Origin of the sequence: Enterobacter cloacae complex sp. P27C (assembly GCF_014895705.1) — a bacterium.
Lineage (GTDB): Bacteria > Pseudomonadota > Gammaproteobacteria > Enterobacterales > Enterobacteriaceae > Enterobacter > Enterobacter bugandensis.
In genome coordinates, this window is sequence record NZ_JADBQB010000007.1 from 78,637 (window position 1) to 95,466 (window position 16,830).

The 16,830-nt window shown below is 56.2% G+C and carries 16 protein-coding genes, 1 pseudogene and 1 riboswitch; of the genes and pseudogenes, 9 read left to right on the forward strand and 8 right to left on the reverse strand.

Translation table 11 applies throughout. The annotated features are described in order from the left end of the window. Nucleotides 1-23: 23 nt before the first annotated feature. Both tsaB and IM291_RS15690 read right to left on the reverse strand, forming a co-directional pair. Entirely contained in the window at nt 24-719 is a 696-nt protein-coding gene (tsaB, locus tag IM291_RS15685) for a tRNA (adenosine(37)-N6)-threonylcarbamoyltransferase complex dimerization subunit type 1 TsaB (RefSeq protein ID WP_047367799.1), read from the reverse strand. A gap of 66 nt (nt 720-785) precedes the next feature. Continuing rightward, entirely contained in the window at nt 786-2,696 is a 1,911-nt protein-coding gene (locus tag IM291_RS15690) for an ATP-dependent DNA helicase (RefSeq protein ID WP_045260293.1), read from the reverse strand. Nucleotides 2,697-2,829: 133 nt separating this feature from the next. Between IM291_RS15690 and IM291_RS15695 the strand changes: the two genes are divergently transcribed. Next, the gene (locus IM291_RS15695) at nt 2,830-3,174 is read left to right on the forward strand and encodes a RidA family protein (RefSeq protein WP_028013528.1); all 345 of its coding nucleotides are present in this window, start codon (nt 2,830-2,832) and stop codon (nt 3,172-3,174) included. Nucleotides 3,175-3,180: 6 nt separating this feature from the next. Here the strand turns inward: IM291_RS15695 and IM291_RS15700 are convergent, their stop codons facing one another. Next, the gene (locus IM291_RS15700; protein ID WP_192987269.1) at nt 3,181-3,363 is read right to left on the reverse strand and encodes a YoaH family protein; all 183 of its coding nucleotides are present in this window, start codon (nt 3,361-3,363) and stop codon (nt 3,181-3,183) included. A 61-nt stretch (nt 3,364-3,424) separates the two neighbouring features. Between IM291_RS15700 and pabB the strand changes: the two genes are divergently transcribed. From pabB to sdaA, 3 genes are all read left to right on the forward strand, one after another. Then, on the forward strand, nt 3,425-4,753 hold the full coding sequence (pabB, locus tag IM291_RS15705) for an aminodeoxychorismate synthase component 1 (RefSeq protein WP_192987331.1): 1,329 nt from the start codon (nt 3,425-3,427) through the stop codon (nt 4,751-4,753). Between the two features lie 2 nt (nt 4,754-4,755). Further along, nucleotides 4,756-5,334, forward strand: coding sequence for a CoA pyrophosphatase (locus IM291_RS15710; RefSeq protein WP_028013530.1), 579 nt, complete (start codon nt 4,756-4,758; stop codon nt 5,332-5,334). A 184-nt stretch (nt 5,335-5,518) separates the two neighbouring features. Continuing rightward, the gene (gene sdaA / locus IM291_RS15715; RefSeq protein WP_028013531.1) at nt 5,519-6,883 is read left to right on the forward strand and encodes an L-serine ammonia-lyase; all 1,365 of its coding nucleotides are present in this window, start codon (nt 5,519-5,521) and stop codon (nt 6,881-6,883) included. 241 nt (nt 6,884-7,124) lie between these two features. On the opposite strand, the gene yoaE is transcribed toward sdaA, so the two are convergent. After that, nucleotides 7,125-8,684 (reverse strand): CNNM family cation transport protein YoaE, encoded by a 1,560-nt coding sequence (gene yoaE, locus IM291_RS15720; protein ID WP_028013532.1) that lies wholly within the window; start codon nt 8,682-8,684, stop codon nt 7,125-7,127. 462 nt (nt 8,685-9,146) lie between these two features. On the opposite strand from yoaE, the gene manX reads away from it, so the two are divergent. The 5 genes from manX to mntP all read left to right on the forward strand — a co-directional run bounded on the left by manX (nt 9,147) and on the right by mntP (nt 13,306). After that, on the forward strand, nt 9,147-10,115 hold the full coding sequence (manX, locus tag IM291_RS15725; RefSeq protein ID WP_028013533.1) for a PTS mannose transporter subunit IIAB: 969 nt from the start codon (nt 9,147-9,149) through the stop codon (nt 10,113-10,115). 47 nt (nt 10,116-10,162) lie between these two features. Continuing rightward, entirely contained in the window at nt 10,163-10,963 is an 801-nt protein-coding gene (manY, locus tag IM291_RS15730) for a PTS mannose transporter subunit IIC (protein WP_003859914.1), read from the forward strand. Between the two features lie 12 nt (nt 10,964-10,975). Continuing rightward, on the forward strand, nt 10,976-11,827 hold the full coding sequence (locus tag IM291_RS15735) for a PTS mannose transporter subunit IID (protein ID WP_006810994.1): 852 nt from the start codon (nt 10,976-10,978) through the stop codon (nt 11,825-11,827). Nucleotides 11,828-11,881: 54 nt separating this feature from the next. Then, nucleotides 11,882-12,340 (forward strand): DUF986 family protein, encoded by a 459-nt coding sequence (locus tag IM291_RS15740; protein WP_047367801.1) that lies wholly within the window; start codon nt 11,882-11,884, stop codon nt 12,338-12,340. A gap of 198 nt (nt 12,341-12,538) precedes the next feature. Further along, nucleotides 12,539-12,729: riboswitch (yybP-ykoY riboswitch) on the forward strand. A 10-nt stretch (nt 12,730-12,739) separates the two neighbouring features. Further along, the gene (mntP, locus tag IM291_RS15745) at nt 12,740-13,306 is read left to right on the forward strand and encodes a manganese efflux pump MntP (RefSeq protein ID WP_041911997.1); all 567 of its coding nucleotides are present in this window, start codon (nt 12,740-12,742) and stop codon (nt 13,304-13,306) included. Here mntP and rlmA read toward each other — a convergent pair. From rlmA to IM291_RS15765, 4 genes and pseudogenes are all read right to left on the reverse strand, one after another. Then, the gene (gene rlmA, locus IM291_RS15750; protein ID WP_136485518.1) at nt 13,303-14,118 is read right to left on the reverse strand and encodes a 23S rRNA (guanine(745)-N(1))-methyltransferase; all 816 of its coding nucleotides are present in this window, start codon (nt 14,116-14,118) and stop codon (nt 13,303-13,305) included. The two genes, mntP and rlmA, sit on opposite strands and share 4 nt — an antisense overlap. Nucleotides 14,119-14,185: 67 nt before the next feature. Beyond that, entirely contained in the window at nt 14,186-15,904 is a 1,719-nt protein-coding gene (gene ftsI / locus IM291_RS15755) for a peptidoglycan glycosyltransferase FtsI (protein ID WP_192987271.1), read from the reverse strand. Between the two features lie 217 nt (nt 15,905-16,121). Then, on the reverse strand, nt 16,122-16,331 hold the full coding sequence (gene cspE, locus IM291_RS15760; RefSeq protein ID WP_001062678.1) for a transcription antiterminator/RNA stability regulator CspE: 210 nt from the start codon (nt 16,329-16,331) through the stop codon (nt 16,122-16,124). A 13-nt stretch (nt 16,332-16,344) separates the two neighbouring features. Beyond that, nucleotides 16,345-16,489, reverse strand: a pseudogene (locus tag IM291_RS15765) (DUF2627 domain-containing protein). Between the last annotated feature and the right edge of the window lie 341 nt (nt 16,490-16,830).

Genomic DNA, 16,830 nt, shown 5'->3' on the forward strand with positions numbered 1-16,830 from the left:
TTCTCAGTTCCTGTTACTGAGATTCATTCGCGGCCCGGAAGTTTCTTCCACGCGACGGTGTTTCGCAAATAAACCGGCTCCGCATGTTCAACGGCAACGGTTTTTCCTGCTGCAAGCAGTTGACGGGCAATCGGGAGCATATCTTCCGCCGCAGGCAGGAGCATGTTGCCGTCCACCAGCGTCACGCCGGTGCCGCTCGCCATCTCTGGCCACGCCGGCCAGCCCGTGCCGACCGTCGCCCACTCGCCGGACAGCTGCTTCAGGCGTTCAGTAACGGCTTCAGGCTTAAGCACTGCTTCCGTCTCTTCGCCGTGCCACACGCCGTTTTCATCGCGGGTATATTCCGCCCAGTAAACTTCACCCATGCGAGCGTCAATAGCGGCGAGCACGCGGGTCGCGCCCGTCATGCGCCAGGCTCCCTCCGCCATCGTCGCAAGCGTAGAGACGCCGATCATCGGCAGGTCAGCGCCCAGCGCCAGCCCCTGCGCGATGCCAATCCCAATGCGCACGCCCGTAAAGCTGCCGGGGCCGCGGCCAAAGGCCAGCGCGTCGAGGTCGGTTAAGGTGGTGTTGCCCTGGGTTAAAATGGCTTTTACCAGGGGCAGAATACGCTGGGTGTGTTCCCGTGGACACTCTTCGAAATGAGCAGAAACAGCACCGTCGTTTAACAGAGCAACAGAGCAAGCCTCTGTCGCGGTATCAATAGCCAGAATTCGCATCAGTCGTCGCGCTCTCGCAAGGGTCAGTCACAAAATGGCGCGCATCTTAGCACACTCCGGAGCGAATTACTCCGCCGTTGGGTTTGCCAGGAAACGCACCGCGCGTTTAATGTCCCGCGTACGCGGGGCGGGCGGCAGGCTGGCGAGGAACGTTGCGCCGTAAGGACGCATCACCAGGCGGTTATCGCAGATCACCAGCACGCCGCGGTCGGTGACGTCACGGATCAGTCGCCCTACCCCCTGCTTAAGCGTGATGACCGCGTCCGGTAGTTGAACGTCGTCGAACGGATCGCCGCCGCGCAGGCGGCAGTCTTCCATCCGCGCCTTGAGCAGCGGATCGTCCGGCGACGTGAACGGCAGCTTATCGATGATCACCAGCGAGAGCGTGTCGCCGCGCACGTCCACCCCTTCCCAGAAGCTGCTGGTTGCCACCAGCAGGGCGTTACCGGCGCTGACAAACTGCTGGAGCAGCTGGCCTTTACTGGTTTCCCCCTGCAGCAGCACCGGGAGGGTCATGGTGGCACGAAACTGCTCGGCGAGATCGCGCATCATGGCGTGTGAGGTGCAGAGCATAAAGCAGCGCCCGTTGTTGGCCTCAATCATCGGCTTGAGCATCGCCGCGAGATGCCGCGCCGCCCCCGGCTGGTTCGGCAGCGGGAGATTGCGTGGCACGCAGAGCAGGGCCTGCTTTTCGTAATCAAACGGGCTGGGCAGCAGCAGTGATTCCGCCTGCTCAATGCCGAGGCGCTCGGTGAAGTGGTGCAGATCGTCATTTACAGACAGGGTTGCGGAAGTGAAGATCCAGCTTCCCGGCTTCTGCGCCATCACCTCTTTGAATTTATCGGCCACCGTCAGCGGCGTGAGCGCCAGGGTAAAGTGGCGCGAGGTGCATTCATACCAGTAGCTGTACCCCGGCTGGTTGATCTCTTTTAGCCGTTTGAGCCGCCCGCGATAGAGCGTTGCGCGTTCGAAGGCGGCGTCAAGCAGCGCGGAGCGTCCAAGGGACAGCTTCGCCACGTCGTAGCAGAGCTCAAGTGCATCATCGAGCAGCAGCAGCGCGCGCTGGATATTTTTGTCCGCCAGCAGTTCGCGCAGGTTGCCGCGATAGCCCGGCTCGCCAAGCTGTAAGCGGAAATCCTGCGCGCTTTGCGCCAGACGGTCGGCACACTTCTGCAGCTGCTGGGTATCTTTGAGTTCGGTCCGGTAGGCAATGGTAAAATCTTTCGCCAGATCCTGTAGCTGGCGGCTGGAGAGCGACTGGCCGAAATACTGGCTGGCGATATCCGGCAACTGATGGGCTTCATCGAAGATCATCACGTCCGCCTCCGGGATAAGCTCGCCGAAACCGCTGTCCTTAACCACCATGTCCGCGAGGAACAGGTGGTGGTTCACCACCACCACGTCTGCGTCCATCGCGGTTTTGCGCGCTTTCACCACAAAACAGTCTTTATACAGCGGGCAGTCGCTGCCGAGGCAGTTGTCGTTGGTGCTGGTCACCAGCGGCCAGGCCGGGGAGTCTTCCGGCACGCTCGCGCAGGTGCTGATATCGCCCTCTTCGGTCTGGTTCGCCCAGGCGCGCAGGATAATGACGTCGCTCAGGGTTTGTACCGGCAGATCGCCGCCGGCCAGCGCCTGCTGTTCGAGTCGCTCCAGGCAGAGATAGTTGGAGCGTCCCTTCAGCAGGGCCAGACGCCCTTTGTATTTCAGCGCTTTCGCAACCGTGGGCAAGTCGCGGCTGTAGAGCTGATCCTGCAGCGCTTTCGATCCGGTGGAAATTATCACCTTCTTTTTCGCCCGCAGCGCCGGCGCAAGGTAAGCATAGGTCTTACCCGTGCCAGTTCCGGCTTCAACCACCAGCGGCTGGGCCTGATCAATGGCGCGGGCAACGGCGTGCGCCATCTGTCGCTGAGGCTCACGGGGCTTGAAGCCGGGGATCGCCTGCGCTAATTGACCTTCAGGGGAAAAATCGTCTGCCACGTTGCTCTCTCACTGTATTTTTGCACAGGGATTATGTCAGCCCATCTTCTCCTGTGCCACCCCAAATAGTGACGACGGCAGAACAATATGGCAGTCTTGCCGCCTGACGACGAAAAATAACGAGGAAACGTTTATGACAATTGTGCGCATTGATGCCGAAGCCCGCTGGTCTGATGTGGTGATCCATAACCAGACGCTGTATTACACCGGTGTACCGTCAAATCTGGATGCGGATGCGTTCGAACAGACGGCGAATACCCTGGCGCAGATTGATGCCGTGCTGGAAAAACAGGGCAGCGATAAATCCCGCATTCTGGATGCGACCATTTTCCTGGCAAATAAAGACGATTTCGCGGCGATGAATAAAGCCTGGGATGCGTGGGTGGTAGCGGGTCACGCGCCTGTACGCTGCACCGTACAGGCCACGCTGATGAAACCGGAATACAAGGTTGAGATCAAAATTATCGCGGCGGTTTAAGCCCGATTACTCTTCATCTTCATCCTCAAAACGCGCCACGATCCGCTCGCCGGTATGGGTGGCGCGCAGCTCCTCCGCCACCTGGGAAATCGCCTGTCCGCTGCCCATCCCCTGGGACATCAGTTCCTGAATTCGCTCAACCGCTTTCTGCTGCTGTTCATGGCTCAGAGAAGGTAAACCTGCAAACATCGTCAACTCCTGCTAAATTATTCGCGCTAATTATTTCACGCTGCCCGGTAGTATGCCATACATGAACATGCGCTTCCCCACTGTTGTTACCTTACCCTGGCGCGCTGACGCCGCTGAGTTCTGGTTTGCCCGTCTGAGCCATCTTCCCTTTGCCATGCTGCTGCACTCCGGCCATGCGGATCACCCGTACAGCCGCTTCGATATTCTGGTGGCCGATCCGCTGAAGACGCTCACGACCGACGATCTGTCGACGACGGACGATCCGCTGATACAGCTTCAGCAGGAAATCAACGCGCTGGGCTTATCCGCTACCCCTAACCTGGACCTGCCCTTCCAGGGCGGCGCGCTGGGCCTGTTTGGCTACGATTTGGGTCGCCGCTTCGAAATGCTGCCCGAGCATGCGCAGGCGGATATTGCCCTGCCGGACATGGCCGTGGGGCTGTATGACTGGGCGTTGATTGTGGACCACCAGAAAAAAAGGGTCTCCCTGCTGAGCCATGATGACGTGCAAGCGCGTCTGGCCTGGCTTGAGGCACAACAGCCTGCTCCAGCTGAGGCGTTCACCCTGACCTCCGGCTGGCGCTCGAACATGACCGCGCCGGAATACGCGGAAAAATTCTCCCGCGTGCAGGCCTATCTGCAAAGCGGCGACTGCTATCAGGTTAACCTTGCCCAGCGTTTCCAGGCAGCATACCAGGGGGACGAGTGGCAGGCGTTTACCCGTCTCAATGCCAGCAACAGGGCTCCGTTCAGCGCGTTTGTACGTCTGGAACAGGGGGCCATCCTCAGCCTGTCGCCGGAGCGTTTTATCCATCTGGCGGAAGGGACGATTCAGACCCGCCCGATTAAAGGCACGCTGCCGCGCCTTGCCGATCCGGACGCCGATCGCCAGCAGGCGGAGAAACTCGCCGGGTCACCGAAGGATCGCGCCGAAAACCTGATGATTGTCGACCTGATGCGTAACGATATTGGCCGGGTCGCCGAACCAGGCAGCGTGCGCGTGCCGGAGCTGTTCGTCGTCGAACCTTTCCCGGCAGTGCATCATCTGGTCAGTACCATCACCGCGCGTCTGCCCGCCTCTCGCACCGCCTGCGATCTGCTCCGGGCCGCGTTCCCGGGTGGCTCCATCACCGGTGCGCCAAAAATTCGCGCCATGGAAATCATCGACGAACTGGAACCGCACCGCCGCAACGCCTGGTGCGGCAGCATCGGCTATATCAGCCTGTGCGGCACCATGGATACCAGCATTACCATTCGCACGCTGACGGCCTGCGGCGGCAATCTGTACTGTTCTGCGGGCGGCGGCATTGTGGCGGACAGCCAGGTCGAGGCGGAATATCAGGAAACCTTTGATAAGGTGAACCGCATCCTGAAGCAACTGGAGAACTAACGGTGGAGAAAGAGAACCTGACGCTGGATGATTTTCTGTCGCGCTTTCAGCTGCTACGGCCGCAGGTCAACCGCGCCACGCTGAATCAGCGTCAGGCGGCGGTGCTGATCCCGGTGGTGCGCCGGGAACAGCCGGGCCTGCTGCTTACGCAGCGTTCGCCGCATATGCGCAAACACGCCGGTCAGGTGGCCTTTCCGGGAGGGGCGGTGGACAGCACCGATGCGTCGCTGATTGCCGCCGCGCTGCGGGAAGCGCAGGAGGAGGTGGCGATCCCGCCTGACGCGGTGGAAGTCATCGGCGTGCTGCCGCCCGTCGACAGCGTGACCGGCTTTCAGGTCACGCCGGTCGTCGGCATTATCCCCCCCAATCTTCAGTATCACGCCAGCGTCGACGAAGTTTCTGCGGTGTTTGAGATGCCGCTTGAAGAGGCGCTCCGGCTAAGCCGCTATCATCCGCTGGATATCCATCGCCGGGGGCACGACCATCGGGTCTGGTTGTCCTGGTATCAGCATTATTTTGTCTGGGGCATGACGGCGGGCATCATTCGTGAACTGGCGCTACAAATCGGCCTGAAGCCTTGACTATACTTTACATTCCAGCCTTTTTTGCAGGTTTGCGATCCGCGTCGCGCTATTAGCAAAACCCATCGTTAACCATTAGTTTAATTCATGTGAATAGTTAAGCCGAGGTTGGTGTTCCCTCTTACACTATGCGCAGTTATAACATCGTTACTGGAACCCCGGTAACCCTGTCAGGAGTGTGAAAGTGATTAGTATATTCGACATGTTCAAAGTGGGGATTGGTCCTTCTTCTTCCCACACTGTAGGGCCGATGAAGGCCGGTAAACAGTTCGTCGATGATCTGGTCGAAAAAGGATTACTGGAAAGCGTTACCCGTGTCGCCGTAGACGTTTACGGTTCACTGTCATTAACGGGTAAAGGCCACCACACCGATATCGCCATTATTATGGGTCTGGCGGGCAATATGCCGGACACTGTTGATATTGATGCCATCCCGGCATTCATCCGCGACGTGGAAGCGCGCGGTCGCCTGCTGCTGGCTAACGGTCAGCACGAAGTGGATTTCCCGCAGGATGACGGCATGCGTTTTCGCAGCGACAACCTGCCGCTGCATGAAAACGGCATGACTATCCACGCCTGGAGCGGCGAAAAAGAGATCTACAGCAAAACCTACTACTCCATCGGCGGTGGCTTCATCGTTGACGAAGAGCATTTCGGTAAAGAGAGCGCGGGCGACGTGAACGTGCCCTATCCGTTCAAATCGGCCACCGAGATGCTGGGCTACTGCAAAGAGACCGGTTTGTCGCTGTCCGGCATGGTGATGCAGAACGAGCTGGCGCTGCACAGCAAAAAAGAGATCGAAGACTATTTTGCCAACGTGTGGCAAACCATGCGCGCCTGTATCGATCGCGGGATGAACACCGAAGGCGTACTGCCAGGGCCACTGCGCGTGCCGCGTCGTGCCTCTGCCCTGCGCCGTATGCTGGTGACCACGGACAAATTCTCTAACGACCCGATGAACGTAGTTGACTGGGTGAACATGTTTGCTCTGGCGGTGAACGAAGAGAACGCCGCGGGGGGGCGCGTCGTGACTGCGCCAACCAACGGCGCGTGCGGGATCGTTCCGGCGGTGCTGGCCTACTACGATCACTTTATCGAGCCTGTGACGCCGGATATTTATATCCGTTATTTCCTCGCGGCAGGCGCTATCGGCGCGCTGTACAAGATGAACGCGTCCATTTCAGGCGCTGAAGTGGGCTGTCAGGGTGAAGTAGGCGTGGCCTGCTCCATGGCGGCGGCCGGTCTGGCCGAGCTGCTGGGCGCAAGCCCTGAACAGGTTTGCGTGGCGGCGGAAATTGGCATGGAGCATAACCTCGGTCTGACCTGTGATCCGGTCGCAGGCCAGGTGCAGGTGCCGTGCATTGAGCGTAACGCGATTGCCTCCGTCAAAGCGATTAACGCCTCGCGCATGGCGATGCGCCGTACCAGCGAACCACGCGTGTCGTTGGATAAGGTTATCGAAACCATGTACGAAACCGGCAAAGACATGAACGCGAAGTACCGTGAAACGTCGCGCGGCGGTCTGGCCATTAAGGTGCAGTGCGACTAATCCCTCTCTTTCGCCCATCCGCAACGGATGGGCGAATTTCTCCCTTCATTCTCGTCTCCTTCTTCTTTCCCCACTACACTTTTACGGTCGCGGCTGCTCGCGCTCGGCCTGACATCAGGCAGCGGCTAAATAGCGAACGGGTTGAGAGAGAAGCAGGCGCGGTAGTAACGCCACAATGGCTGGCGGGAAAATCTTCCCCGCCAGAAGATCGTAACGGGCACATCGTACCCGTTAAGCAGACTTATTCGTCTTCGTCGTGTGCAGACTGTTCTTTAACAATGCGGACCAGATCGACGCGGTAGTCGTTAGCTTCAACGATAGTGATGTGCAATGGAGGAAGCTCGATCACATCCCCGACGCGCGGGATCTGACCGTTTACGGCGATAACCAGCCCCGCCACGGTTGCGATGTCTTCTTCATCGTTAACCACGTTTTCCAGCCCCAGCGTATGCGAAAGCGCGTGCAGGTCGGTCGCACCTTTGACCAGCCAGCCTTCGCCGTCGGCCACAATTTCAGGCGTTTCGTCTTCATCCGGGAATTCACCGGCAATCGCTTCAAGCACGTCCAGCGGCGTCACCAGCCCCTGTACCACACCAAACTCGTTGGTGACGATAACAAAGCTACCGCGCGCGCGACGCAATACGCCCAGCAGATTGATCGGATCCAGCGTTTCCGGTACGACAATCGCTGGCGACGAAGCTGCAATGGCCTCCACGTTGACGCCCTCTTCCAGCGCCACCAGCATCTCTTTCGCCCGAACCACGCCGATGATTTCATCCAGTTCACCGCGACACACCGGGAACAGGCTGTGCGGAGATGAGAGCAATTGCTGACGAATTTCATCTACGCTCAGGTTCGCATCGACCCAGCTAATTTCCCCGCGCGGCGTCATGATGCCGCGCAGCGAGCGGGAGGCCAGGGAGAGCACGCCGTTAATCATGTAGCGTTCTTCTTCCACAAACGCCCCTTCCGGAACCGGCACCGGGTTACGGTTTTCAGGGTCAGACTGGACGTTCACCTGACGGCGTCCGCCCATCAGGCGCAGAATGGCGTCCGCCGTACGGGCGCGCAGCGGCTGATTTGACTGCTGCTTAATAAAGTTACGGCGCGCAATCTGGTTGAACAGTTCGATTAGGATCGAGAAGCCAATCGCGGCGTACAGGTAGCCTTTCGGAATATGGAAGCCGAAACCTTCCGCCACCAGGCTCAAACCAATCATCAGCAGGAAGCTCAGACAGAGCACGACCACCGTCGGATGCTGGTTGACGAAGCGCGTCAGCGGTTTCGAGGCCAGCAGCATCACCGCCATCGCAATTACGACAGCCGCCATCATCACCGGCAGGTGGTTCACCATACCGACCGCGGTAATCACCGCATCCAGCGAGAAGACTGCATCCAGCACCACAATTTGTAGCACCACGACCCAGAAGCTGGCGTAGCCCTTACCGTGACCATCATCATGCTGCCGGTTCTCCAGCCGTTCATGCAGCTCTGTTGTCGCTTTGAAGAGCAGGAATATCCCCCCGATTAGCATGATCAAATCACGGCCGGAGAAGGTGTAATCCATGACGGAGAACAGCGGTTTGGTCAGCGTGACCATCCACGAGATCACGGAGAGCAGCCCCAGTCGCATGACCAGCGCCAGCGAGAGCCCAATCAGACGCGCTTTATCACGCTGTTTTGGCGGCAGCTTATCCGCAAGGATGGCGATAAACACCAGGTTATCGATGCCGAGAACGATCTCCAGTACGACCAGCGTGAGCAGTCCCACCCAGATTGACGGGTCCATTAAGAATTCCATGACAAGCTCCTGCTAAAGGAATGACAAAACGGTGCCCCACTCAACGTGGGCAAATAAGAGGCAGACAGAGTTGATACGTGGCGTGGTTCGCCGGTGAAAAAGGCGCGGAATGGCCTGGTAGATGACTGACGTCGGTGACGGTCCATATAGTGGGCTGTAGCCCTATACTCCTGAACAAGTAAACGGAGGCTAAACATATCAGAGAGACTGTGTTTTTAGCAAAGATTTACGTTCCTTTGCAAAGTTCTGTAACACAGCGGCTATACGCTACAGATAATTCTGTAACGCGTGGCTAAATTACGGATCTTCATCACATAAATTATTTTTTCACTATCTAAAATAATTCGCGGAAGTCTTAGTTTTTTGAACTCTAACCCTTATCTGAATCGATTCGGTTCGCCAATACGATTCTCAGTACGTCTGCCCGGCAGGCGTATTAATGATAATAAAAGGAGGTAGCAAGTGACCATTGCTATTGTCATAGGCACACATGGTTGGGCTGCTGAGCAGCTACTCAAAACGGCAGAGATGCTGTTGGGCGAGCAGGAAAACGTCGGCTGGATCGATTTCGTTCCCGGTGAAAATGCCGAGACGCTGATTGAGAAGTACAACGCTCAACTCGCGAAGCTGGATACCAGCAAAGGCGTGCTATTTCTCGTCGATACATGGGGCGGCAGTCCGTTTAATGCTGCCAGCCGCATTGTCGTCGATAAAGAGCATTATGAAGTCGTCGCCGGGGTAAACATTCCCATGCTGGTGGAAACCTTTATGGCGCGCGACGACAACCCAGGCTTCGATGAGCTGGTCGCGCTGGCCGTTGAAACCGGCCGCGAAGGGGTGAAAGCCCTGAAGGCTCAGCCGGTTGAAAAACCCGCCCCTGCCCCGGCTGCGGCGGCACCGAAAGCAGCGGCACCGGCAAAACCGATGGGACCGAACGATTACATGGTTATCGGCCTGGCGCGTATTGATGACCGTCTGATTCACGGACAGGTTGCGACTCGCTGGACCAAAGAGACCAACGTACAGCGTATCATCGTGGTCAGTGACGAAGTGGCCGCCGACACTGTCCGTAAAACCCTTCTGACTCAGGTTGCACCACCGGGCGTTACCGCGCACGTGGTGGATGTCGCCAAGATGATCCGCGTTTACAACAACCCGAAATATGCGGGTGAACGCGTGATGCTCCTGTTTACTAACCCGACAGACGTCGAGCGCATTGTTGAAGGCGGCGTGAAAATCACCTCCGTGAACATCGGCGGTATGGCTTTCCGTCAGGGCAAAACGCAGGTCAACAACGCGATTTCAGTTGATGCGAAAGATATCGAGGCGTTCAACAAGCTGAATGCTCGCGGTATTGAGCTGGAAGCCCGTAAGGTTTCCACTGACCAGAAACTGAAAATGATGGATTTGATCGGTAAAGTTGGGAAATAAGCCCGCGCCGGTTTTTCACATAAAGCTTATGTTATAGGAGAAGTACAATGGAGATTACCACTCTTCAGATTGTGCTGGTGTTCATCGTCGCGTGTATTGCGGGTATGGAATCCGTACTTGATGAATTTCAGTTCCACCGCCCTCTGGTGGCCTGTACGTTGATCGGTGCCGTTCTGGGTGATATGAAAACCGGTATCATCATCGGTGGTACGCTGGAAATGATCGCCCTGGGCTGGATGAACATCGGTGCCGCCGTTGCGCCTGATGCCGCACTGGCCTCAATCATCTCAACCGTTCTGGTTATTGCCGGTCATCAGAGTATTGGCGCAGGTATTGCCCTTGCCATTCCTCTGGCCGCAGCAGGCCAGGTGCTGACTATCATCGTTCGTACCATCACCGTGGCCTTTCAACACGCGGCGGATAAGGCGGCCGAGAACGGCAACCTCACGGCACTCTCCTGGATCCACGTGTCGTCCCTGTTCCTGCAGGCGATGCGTATCGCAATCCCGGCGGTTATCGTTGCGATCTCTGTCGGCACCAGTGAAGTTCAGGGCATGCTGAACGCTATTCCTGAAGTGGTCACCAGCGGTCTGAACATCGCGGGCGGTATGATCGTCGTGGTAGGTTACGCGATGGTCATCAACATGATGCGCGCGGGCTACCTGATGCCGTTCTTCTACCTCGGCTTCGTCACCGCAGCATTCACCAACTTCAACCTGGTTGCGCTGGGCGTGATTGGTGCCGTGATGGCGATTCTCTACATCCAGCTCAGCCCGAAATACAACCGTGTTGCGGGTGCCCCAGCGCAGGCTGCTGGTAACAACGATCTCGATAACGAACTGGACTAACAGGTGAGCGAAATGGTTGATATGACAAAAACTACCACCGAGAAAAAACTCACTCCGGGTGATATTCGTGGCGTGTTCATCCGTTCTAACCTGTTTCAGGGTTCATGGAACTTCGAACGTATGCAGGCGCTGGGCTTCTGCTTCTCTATGGTGCCGGCGATAAAACGCCTCTACCCTGAGAACAACGAAGCACGCCGTCAGGCGATTAAGCGTCACCTGGAATTCTTCAACACCCATCCTTACGTCGCGGCTCCGGTTCTGGGCGTGACGCTGGCGATGGAAGAGCAGCGTGCGAACGGCGCGGAGATTGACGATGGTGCCATCAACGGTATCAAAGTCGGTCTGATGGGTCCACTGGCCGGCGTGGGCGACCCTATCTTCTGGGGTACTGTTCGTCCGGTCTTCGCGGCGCTGGGTGCCGGGATCGCGATGAGCGGCAGCCTGCTCGGTCCTCTGCTGTTCTTTATCCTGTTCAACGCGGTACGTCTGCTGACCCGTTACTACGGCGTGGCCTACGGCTACCGTAAGGGCGTGGACATCGTTAAGGATATGGGCGGCGGCTTCCTGCAGAAACTGACCGAGGGGGCCTCTATTCTCGGCCTGTTTGTCATGGGGGCGCTGGTTAACAAGTGGACGCACGTGAACATCCCGCTGGTGGTTTCGACCATCACCGGTCAGGATGGTCAAACCCGCGTCACCACCGTGCAGACGATTCTGGACCAGCTGATGCCTGGCCTGGTGCCGCTGCTGTTGACCTTCGCCTGTATGTGGCTGCTGCGTAAGAAAGTGAACCCGCTGTGGATCATCGTTGGCTTCTTCGTCATCGGTATCGCGGGCTACGCTGTCGGCCTGCTGGGCCTGTAAAACATTGCGTTTTCGACCGGGGGCTTGCCCCCGGTCTTTTTATCTGGAGGATGAATGACTGTTACGGACATCGTACTGGTGTTGTTTATTGTTGCCCTTCTGGCTTACGCGATCTATGACGAATTCATTATGCCTCGCCGTAACGGCGAGACGCTGCTGACCCTTCCCCTTTTACGCCGTGGACGCATTGATGCATTTATCTTCGCCGGCCTGGTGGTCATTCTGATTTACAATAACGTGACCAGCCACGGTGCAATATTAACCACATGGTTATTATGTGCGCTGGCATTAATGGCGATTTACCTGTTCTGGATCCGCTCGCCAAAACTCATTTTTAAAAAACAGGGATTCTTCTTCGCCAACGTATGGATAGAATATAACCGCATTAAAGAGATGAATTTATCCGAAGACGGCGTGTTAGTGATGCAATTAGAACAGCGCCGCCTGCTCATTCGGGTCAAAAATATTGATGACCTTGAGAAAATCTACACATTACTCGTTAAAACTCAATAAGTTAACATTATAACCTCGGCTATATATTGTGATATTCTTTCGCAAAGAATATAGCCGTTGCTATATCTTCTCTCCTCTTTGACTTATATTTATTAACGATATTTTCACGCATAAACCTAAATGAAAATCGTTATCAAAGACGCAGATAAATTAAGCCTTGCTCGTTGTTGTTTTATATTCTCAAAATATGTTAAGGTTGCGCCCGTCGTTGGGGAGTAGCCGATTTCCTGCACGCAGGAAATGTACGCGTCAACATACTCGTTGAAAAACGTGGCGCGTACGGATCGCTTTCAGCACGCTTACCGTGCAAAAGAGATCAGGCGAGACCATAGATACATCAACTGCTGTTTACTGGGGGCAGTGATGTGTCATATGGATATCCCCGGTCTGGACGCTCTTATGAACATCTCCGCTACGATCCTTCTCGCTTTTGGCATGTCCATGGATGCATTTGCCGCCTCCATCGGCAAAGGCGCCACGCTTCACAAACCTAAATTCACAGAAGCTCTGCGCACCGGTCTGATCTTTGGTGCCATCGAAACGCTGACGCCGCTCATCGGCTGGGGTTTGGGCATGCTCGCCAGCCAGTTCGTGCTGGAGTGGAACCACTGGATTGCGTTCGTCCTGCTGGTGTTTCTCGGAGGCCGAATGATGATTGAAGGTTTTCGCGGGAATGATGATGAAGATGAAGCACCGCTGCACCGCCACGGTTTCTGGCTTCTGGTGACAACCGCTATCGCAACCAGTCTTGACGCCATGGCCGTCGGGGTGGGTCTGGCATTCCTGCAGGTCAATATTATCGCCACCGCGCTGGCCATTGGCTGTGCAACGCTGATTATGTCCACGCTGGGCATGATGGTCGGGCGGTTTATCGGCCCGCTGCTGGGTAAACGCGCCGAGATCTTAGGCGGTATCGTGCTGATCGGCATTGGTGCCCAGATCCTCTGGGCACACTTCGCGCCTTAAGCGTCGCGCTGCCAGACGTGGATACTGAAATCCGTCTGGCAGACAAACGTCGTCCGAGCCGCTAACGCATCCCATACTTCCGGCTTTGCCCGCCACGCGAACGGGGTCATCTGCAGCAGGGCTACCGCTTCTTCCCCGTTCAAATTCATTTCATACGCCACTGAATGCTCCTGCTTCAGCGTAAAGCCTGTCAGCTGTTCAGAGTGTGGGGCATGCAGACGCACCTCGTCGTAAATGAGTCCCTTCAGCTCCATCAGGTGACGCGGGCCCGGCGTGACGGTTATCACCCATCCTCCGGGCTTCACCACGCGCGCCAACTCGTCTGCTTTACACGGCGCGTAGATGCGGATAACGGCATCCATACTGGCATTATCAAACGGCAGCCGGTGGCTGGATGCCACGCAAAACGTCACGCCAGCGTAACGTTTAGCCGCCGCGCGGATCGCCACTTTCGACACGTCGAGACCGAATGTCACGGCCCCCTTCTCCCGCACCACATCCGCAAACCGTGCGGTGTAGTACCCTTCCCCGCAGCCGATATCAAGCATGGCGGACGCCGAATCAGGCAGTAAGTCACCCAGCATCTGCGCCACCGTCTCCCGCAGCGGCAGATAGTGCCCGGCATCGAGAAACGCCCTGCGCGCCTGCATCATCTCTGCGCTATCGCCCGGATCGCGGGAGCGCTTGTGCTGCACCGGAAGAAGATTCACATATCCTTCTTTCGCCATATCAAACTGATGTCCCTGCGGACAGGCATAACTTTTATCTGAGCGCGTCAGTGACGCGTGGCAAAGGGGACAGCTGAAGGACATGGAAACTCCGGGAGATAAACCAAAGGGCGAAGTGTACCGCTATTCGCCCTGCTATAAAACGGCTGGATTACCGCATGACGATAAGGTGGTCTGAACCGGCCGGCAGGCCATCGGGTTTGATATTCTCCAGGCGCAGCACGTTGCCCATGATTTCGCTGAAGACCGGCGCGGAAACCGCCCCTCCATAGTAGGCCCCGTTTTGAGGATCGTTAATCACCACCACCAGGGCGAAACGCGGGTCGCTGGCAGGCGCAACGCCTGCGGTATAAGCGACGTATTTATCGACATATTTGCCGCTATCATCAATTTTCTTCGCCGTCCCGGTCTTTACCGCCACGCGATAATCGCGAACGGCGGCCTTAACGCCCCCGCCGCCGGGCAGCGCGACGCTTTCCATCATGTGCTCCACTTCATGCGCGATCTCCTCCGGCATGACGCGGTGGCCGATAACCGGGGGATCGATGCGGGTGATGGAGAGTGGACGCTCAAGCCCGAAGCCGCCAATCGTCGCGTAGACGTGGGCAAGCTGGAGCGGTGTGACCATCAGGCCGTAGCCAAAGGCAAAAGTCGCACGGTCTAGCTGACTCCAGTATTTACGCTGTGGCAACAGCCCGGCGCTTTCGCCCGTTAAGCCAAGCCCCGTGTTGGTGCCAAATCCAAAGTTTCGATAGGTATCAATAAGATGCTGGACAGGCATCGCCAGCGAGAGCCGGGATACGCCGGTGTCGCTCGATTTTTGCAGGATCCCGGTCATGGTCAGCTCAGGATAATAACCCACGTCGCGGATACGATGCCCGTCAAGGGTATACGGGTGGGTATCAATGACGCTATCCGGCTTGACCAGCCCCTGCTGCAGAGCCGTCATCAACACCAGCGGCTTAACGGTCGAACCGGGCTCGAACGTATCGCTGATTGCCCGGTTGCGAAAATCGTTTATCGTCGCGCCTTCCCGGTTATTGGGATTGAAATCCGGATAGCTCGCCATGGCGAGTATTTCCCCGGTGGGGATATTAATGAGCACCGATGCCCCTGACTCGGCCTTATTCCAGGCGACGGCATTGTCCAGCGCGTCTTCGGTAATGGTTTGCAGCCGCTCGTCAATACTCAACTGGATGTTATGTGCCGGCGTGGGCGCCACTTCCGTCAGGTTTTCAACCACGCGCCCGTAGCGATCCTCCCGGACCTGTCGGACACCCGCTTTACCGGTCAGCTGAGTATTGAAGCTTTTCTCCACCCCTTCAATGCCCTGCCCGTCAATATTGGTGAAGCCAATCAGGTTCGCCGCCACGTGGCCTGCCGGGTAAAAGCGGCGGGATTCATCGCGCAAATTAATGCCGGGTAAATTGAGCTTATCAATCCACTTCGCCTGAGCAGGATCGACCTGACGCGCCAGGTAGATGAAGCGGCCCTGGGGGTTGGCGTTAATCCGTGATGAAAGGGTGCTCAACGAAAGATGCAGCGCGCTCGCCAGCGCCTGCCAGCGTTCATCAAACCCAACGCCCCCTTTTGCCAGCACCGTTTTTGGATCGGCCCATACGGCCCGGACGGGCACGCTGACCGCCAGCGGTCGCCCTTCACGATCCATAATCATCCCACGCGGCGCATCAATCGCCAGCTGACGGAGGGATCGCATATCTTCCTGCTTCACCAGATTGTCAGGTTTGATGATTTGTAGCCAGGCAACGCGGCCAAGTAAAAAGGCCAGACTGCAGAAAATAGCGAAACAGAGCAGCGCGAAACGCGCCGGCGTGAAATTGCCAGCGGTTAATATCAATTTTTTCTTCACCTGAACCCCAGGGCTGTTAAACAACGCTCTGATTTAACGAGAAAAGATGCGCTTAGGGAGGCGAAACTGTGATACTAACCTCGCAGCTTTGCAACAAGTTGCTAACAAGACCGTAGATAGTAATATTTTGAAAGATAGGGAATAAAAAAGCCCCGCATGAAGCGAGGCTTTATGTCTGAGAGTGAAGCGCTATGCGCCCCAGTCAGCAGCGGTTCGATCAGATAGCAGTTACGTTAACTGCAGCTGGGCCTTTCTGGCCGTCCTGAATTTCGAACTCAACGTTCTGGCCTTCGGCCAGAGTTTTGAAGCCGTTACCCTGGATTGCAGAGAAGTGTACGAACACGTCTTTGCTGCCATCAGCAGGAGTAATGAAACCAAAACCTTTAGACTCGTTGAACCACTTAACTTGACCTTTAATCTTTGCCATTTTGCAAAATTCCTTAGAGTGTTTTCTTAGCCCGCAGGCATTAACTGAGATAAAACTGAGACATTACTGCATGAGGCACTAATATAAGGTTCGGCAGAGAAGCGGTATTCAACGACAACGTGTTTACTCAGGACTTCTTTACTGAAAATGCCACACATAAACAGAACTGTACCTCGTTTGACCCAAAACGTGTTATCACACACTATGTTTAATATGGCAAGCCATTTTTAAACATGTCTCGATCCGCCGCACAAATTCGAACACTGTCTGTAAGGATTTGCACAATTATGCGCTTCTCAAACAGACGGCTATACTCCCTTACACAGACTCAACGCTGCTTGCACAACCGCTGTAATCTAAGACTTTTTTAACATAGCTCAATCATTACAATGCGTCCAGCAGACGGGAAAAGAAATCTTTGGCGTTGATTGAGTTAGAACAAATTGTGAAAACTTATGCTTAAATCATTGTAACGTGGCCGTATTGTTTCAGCCAAAAA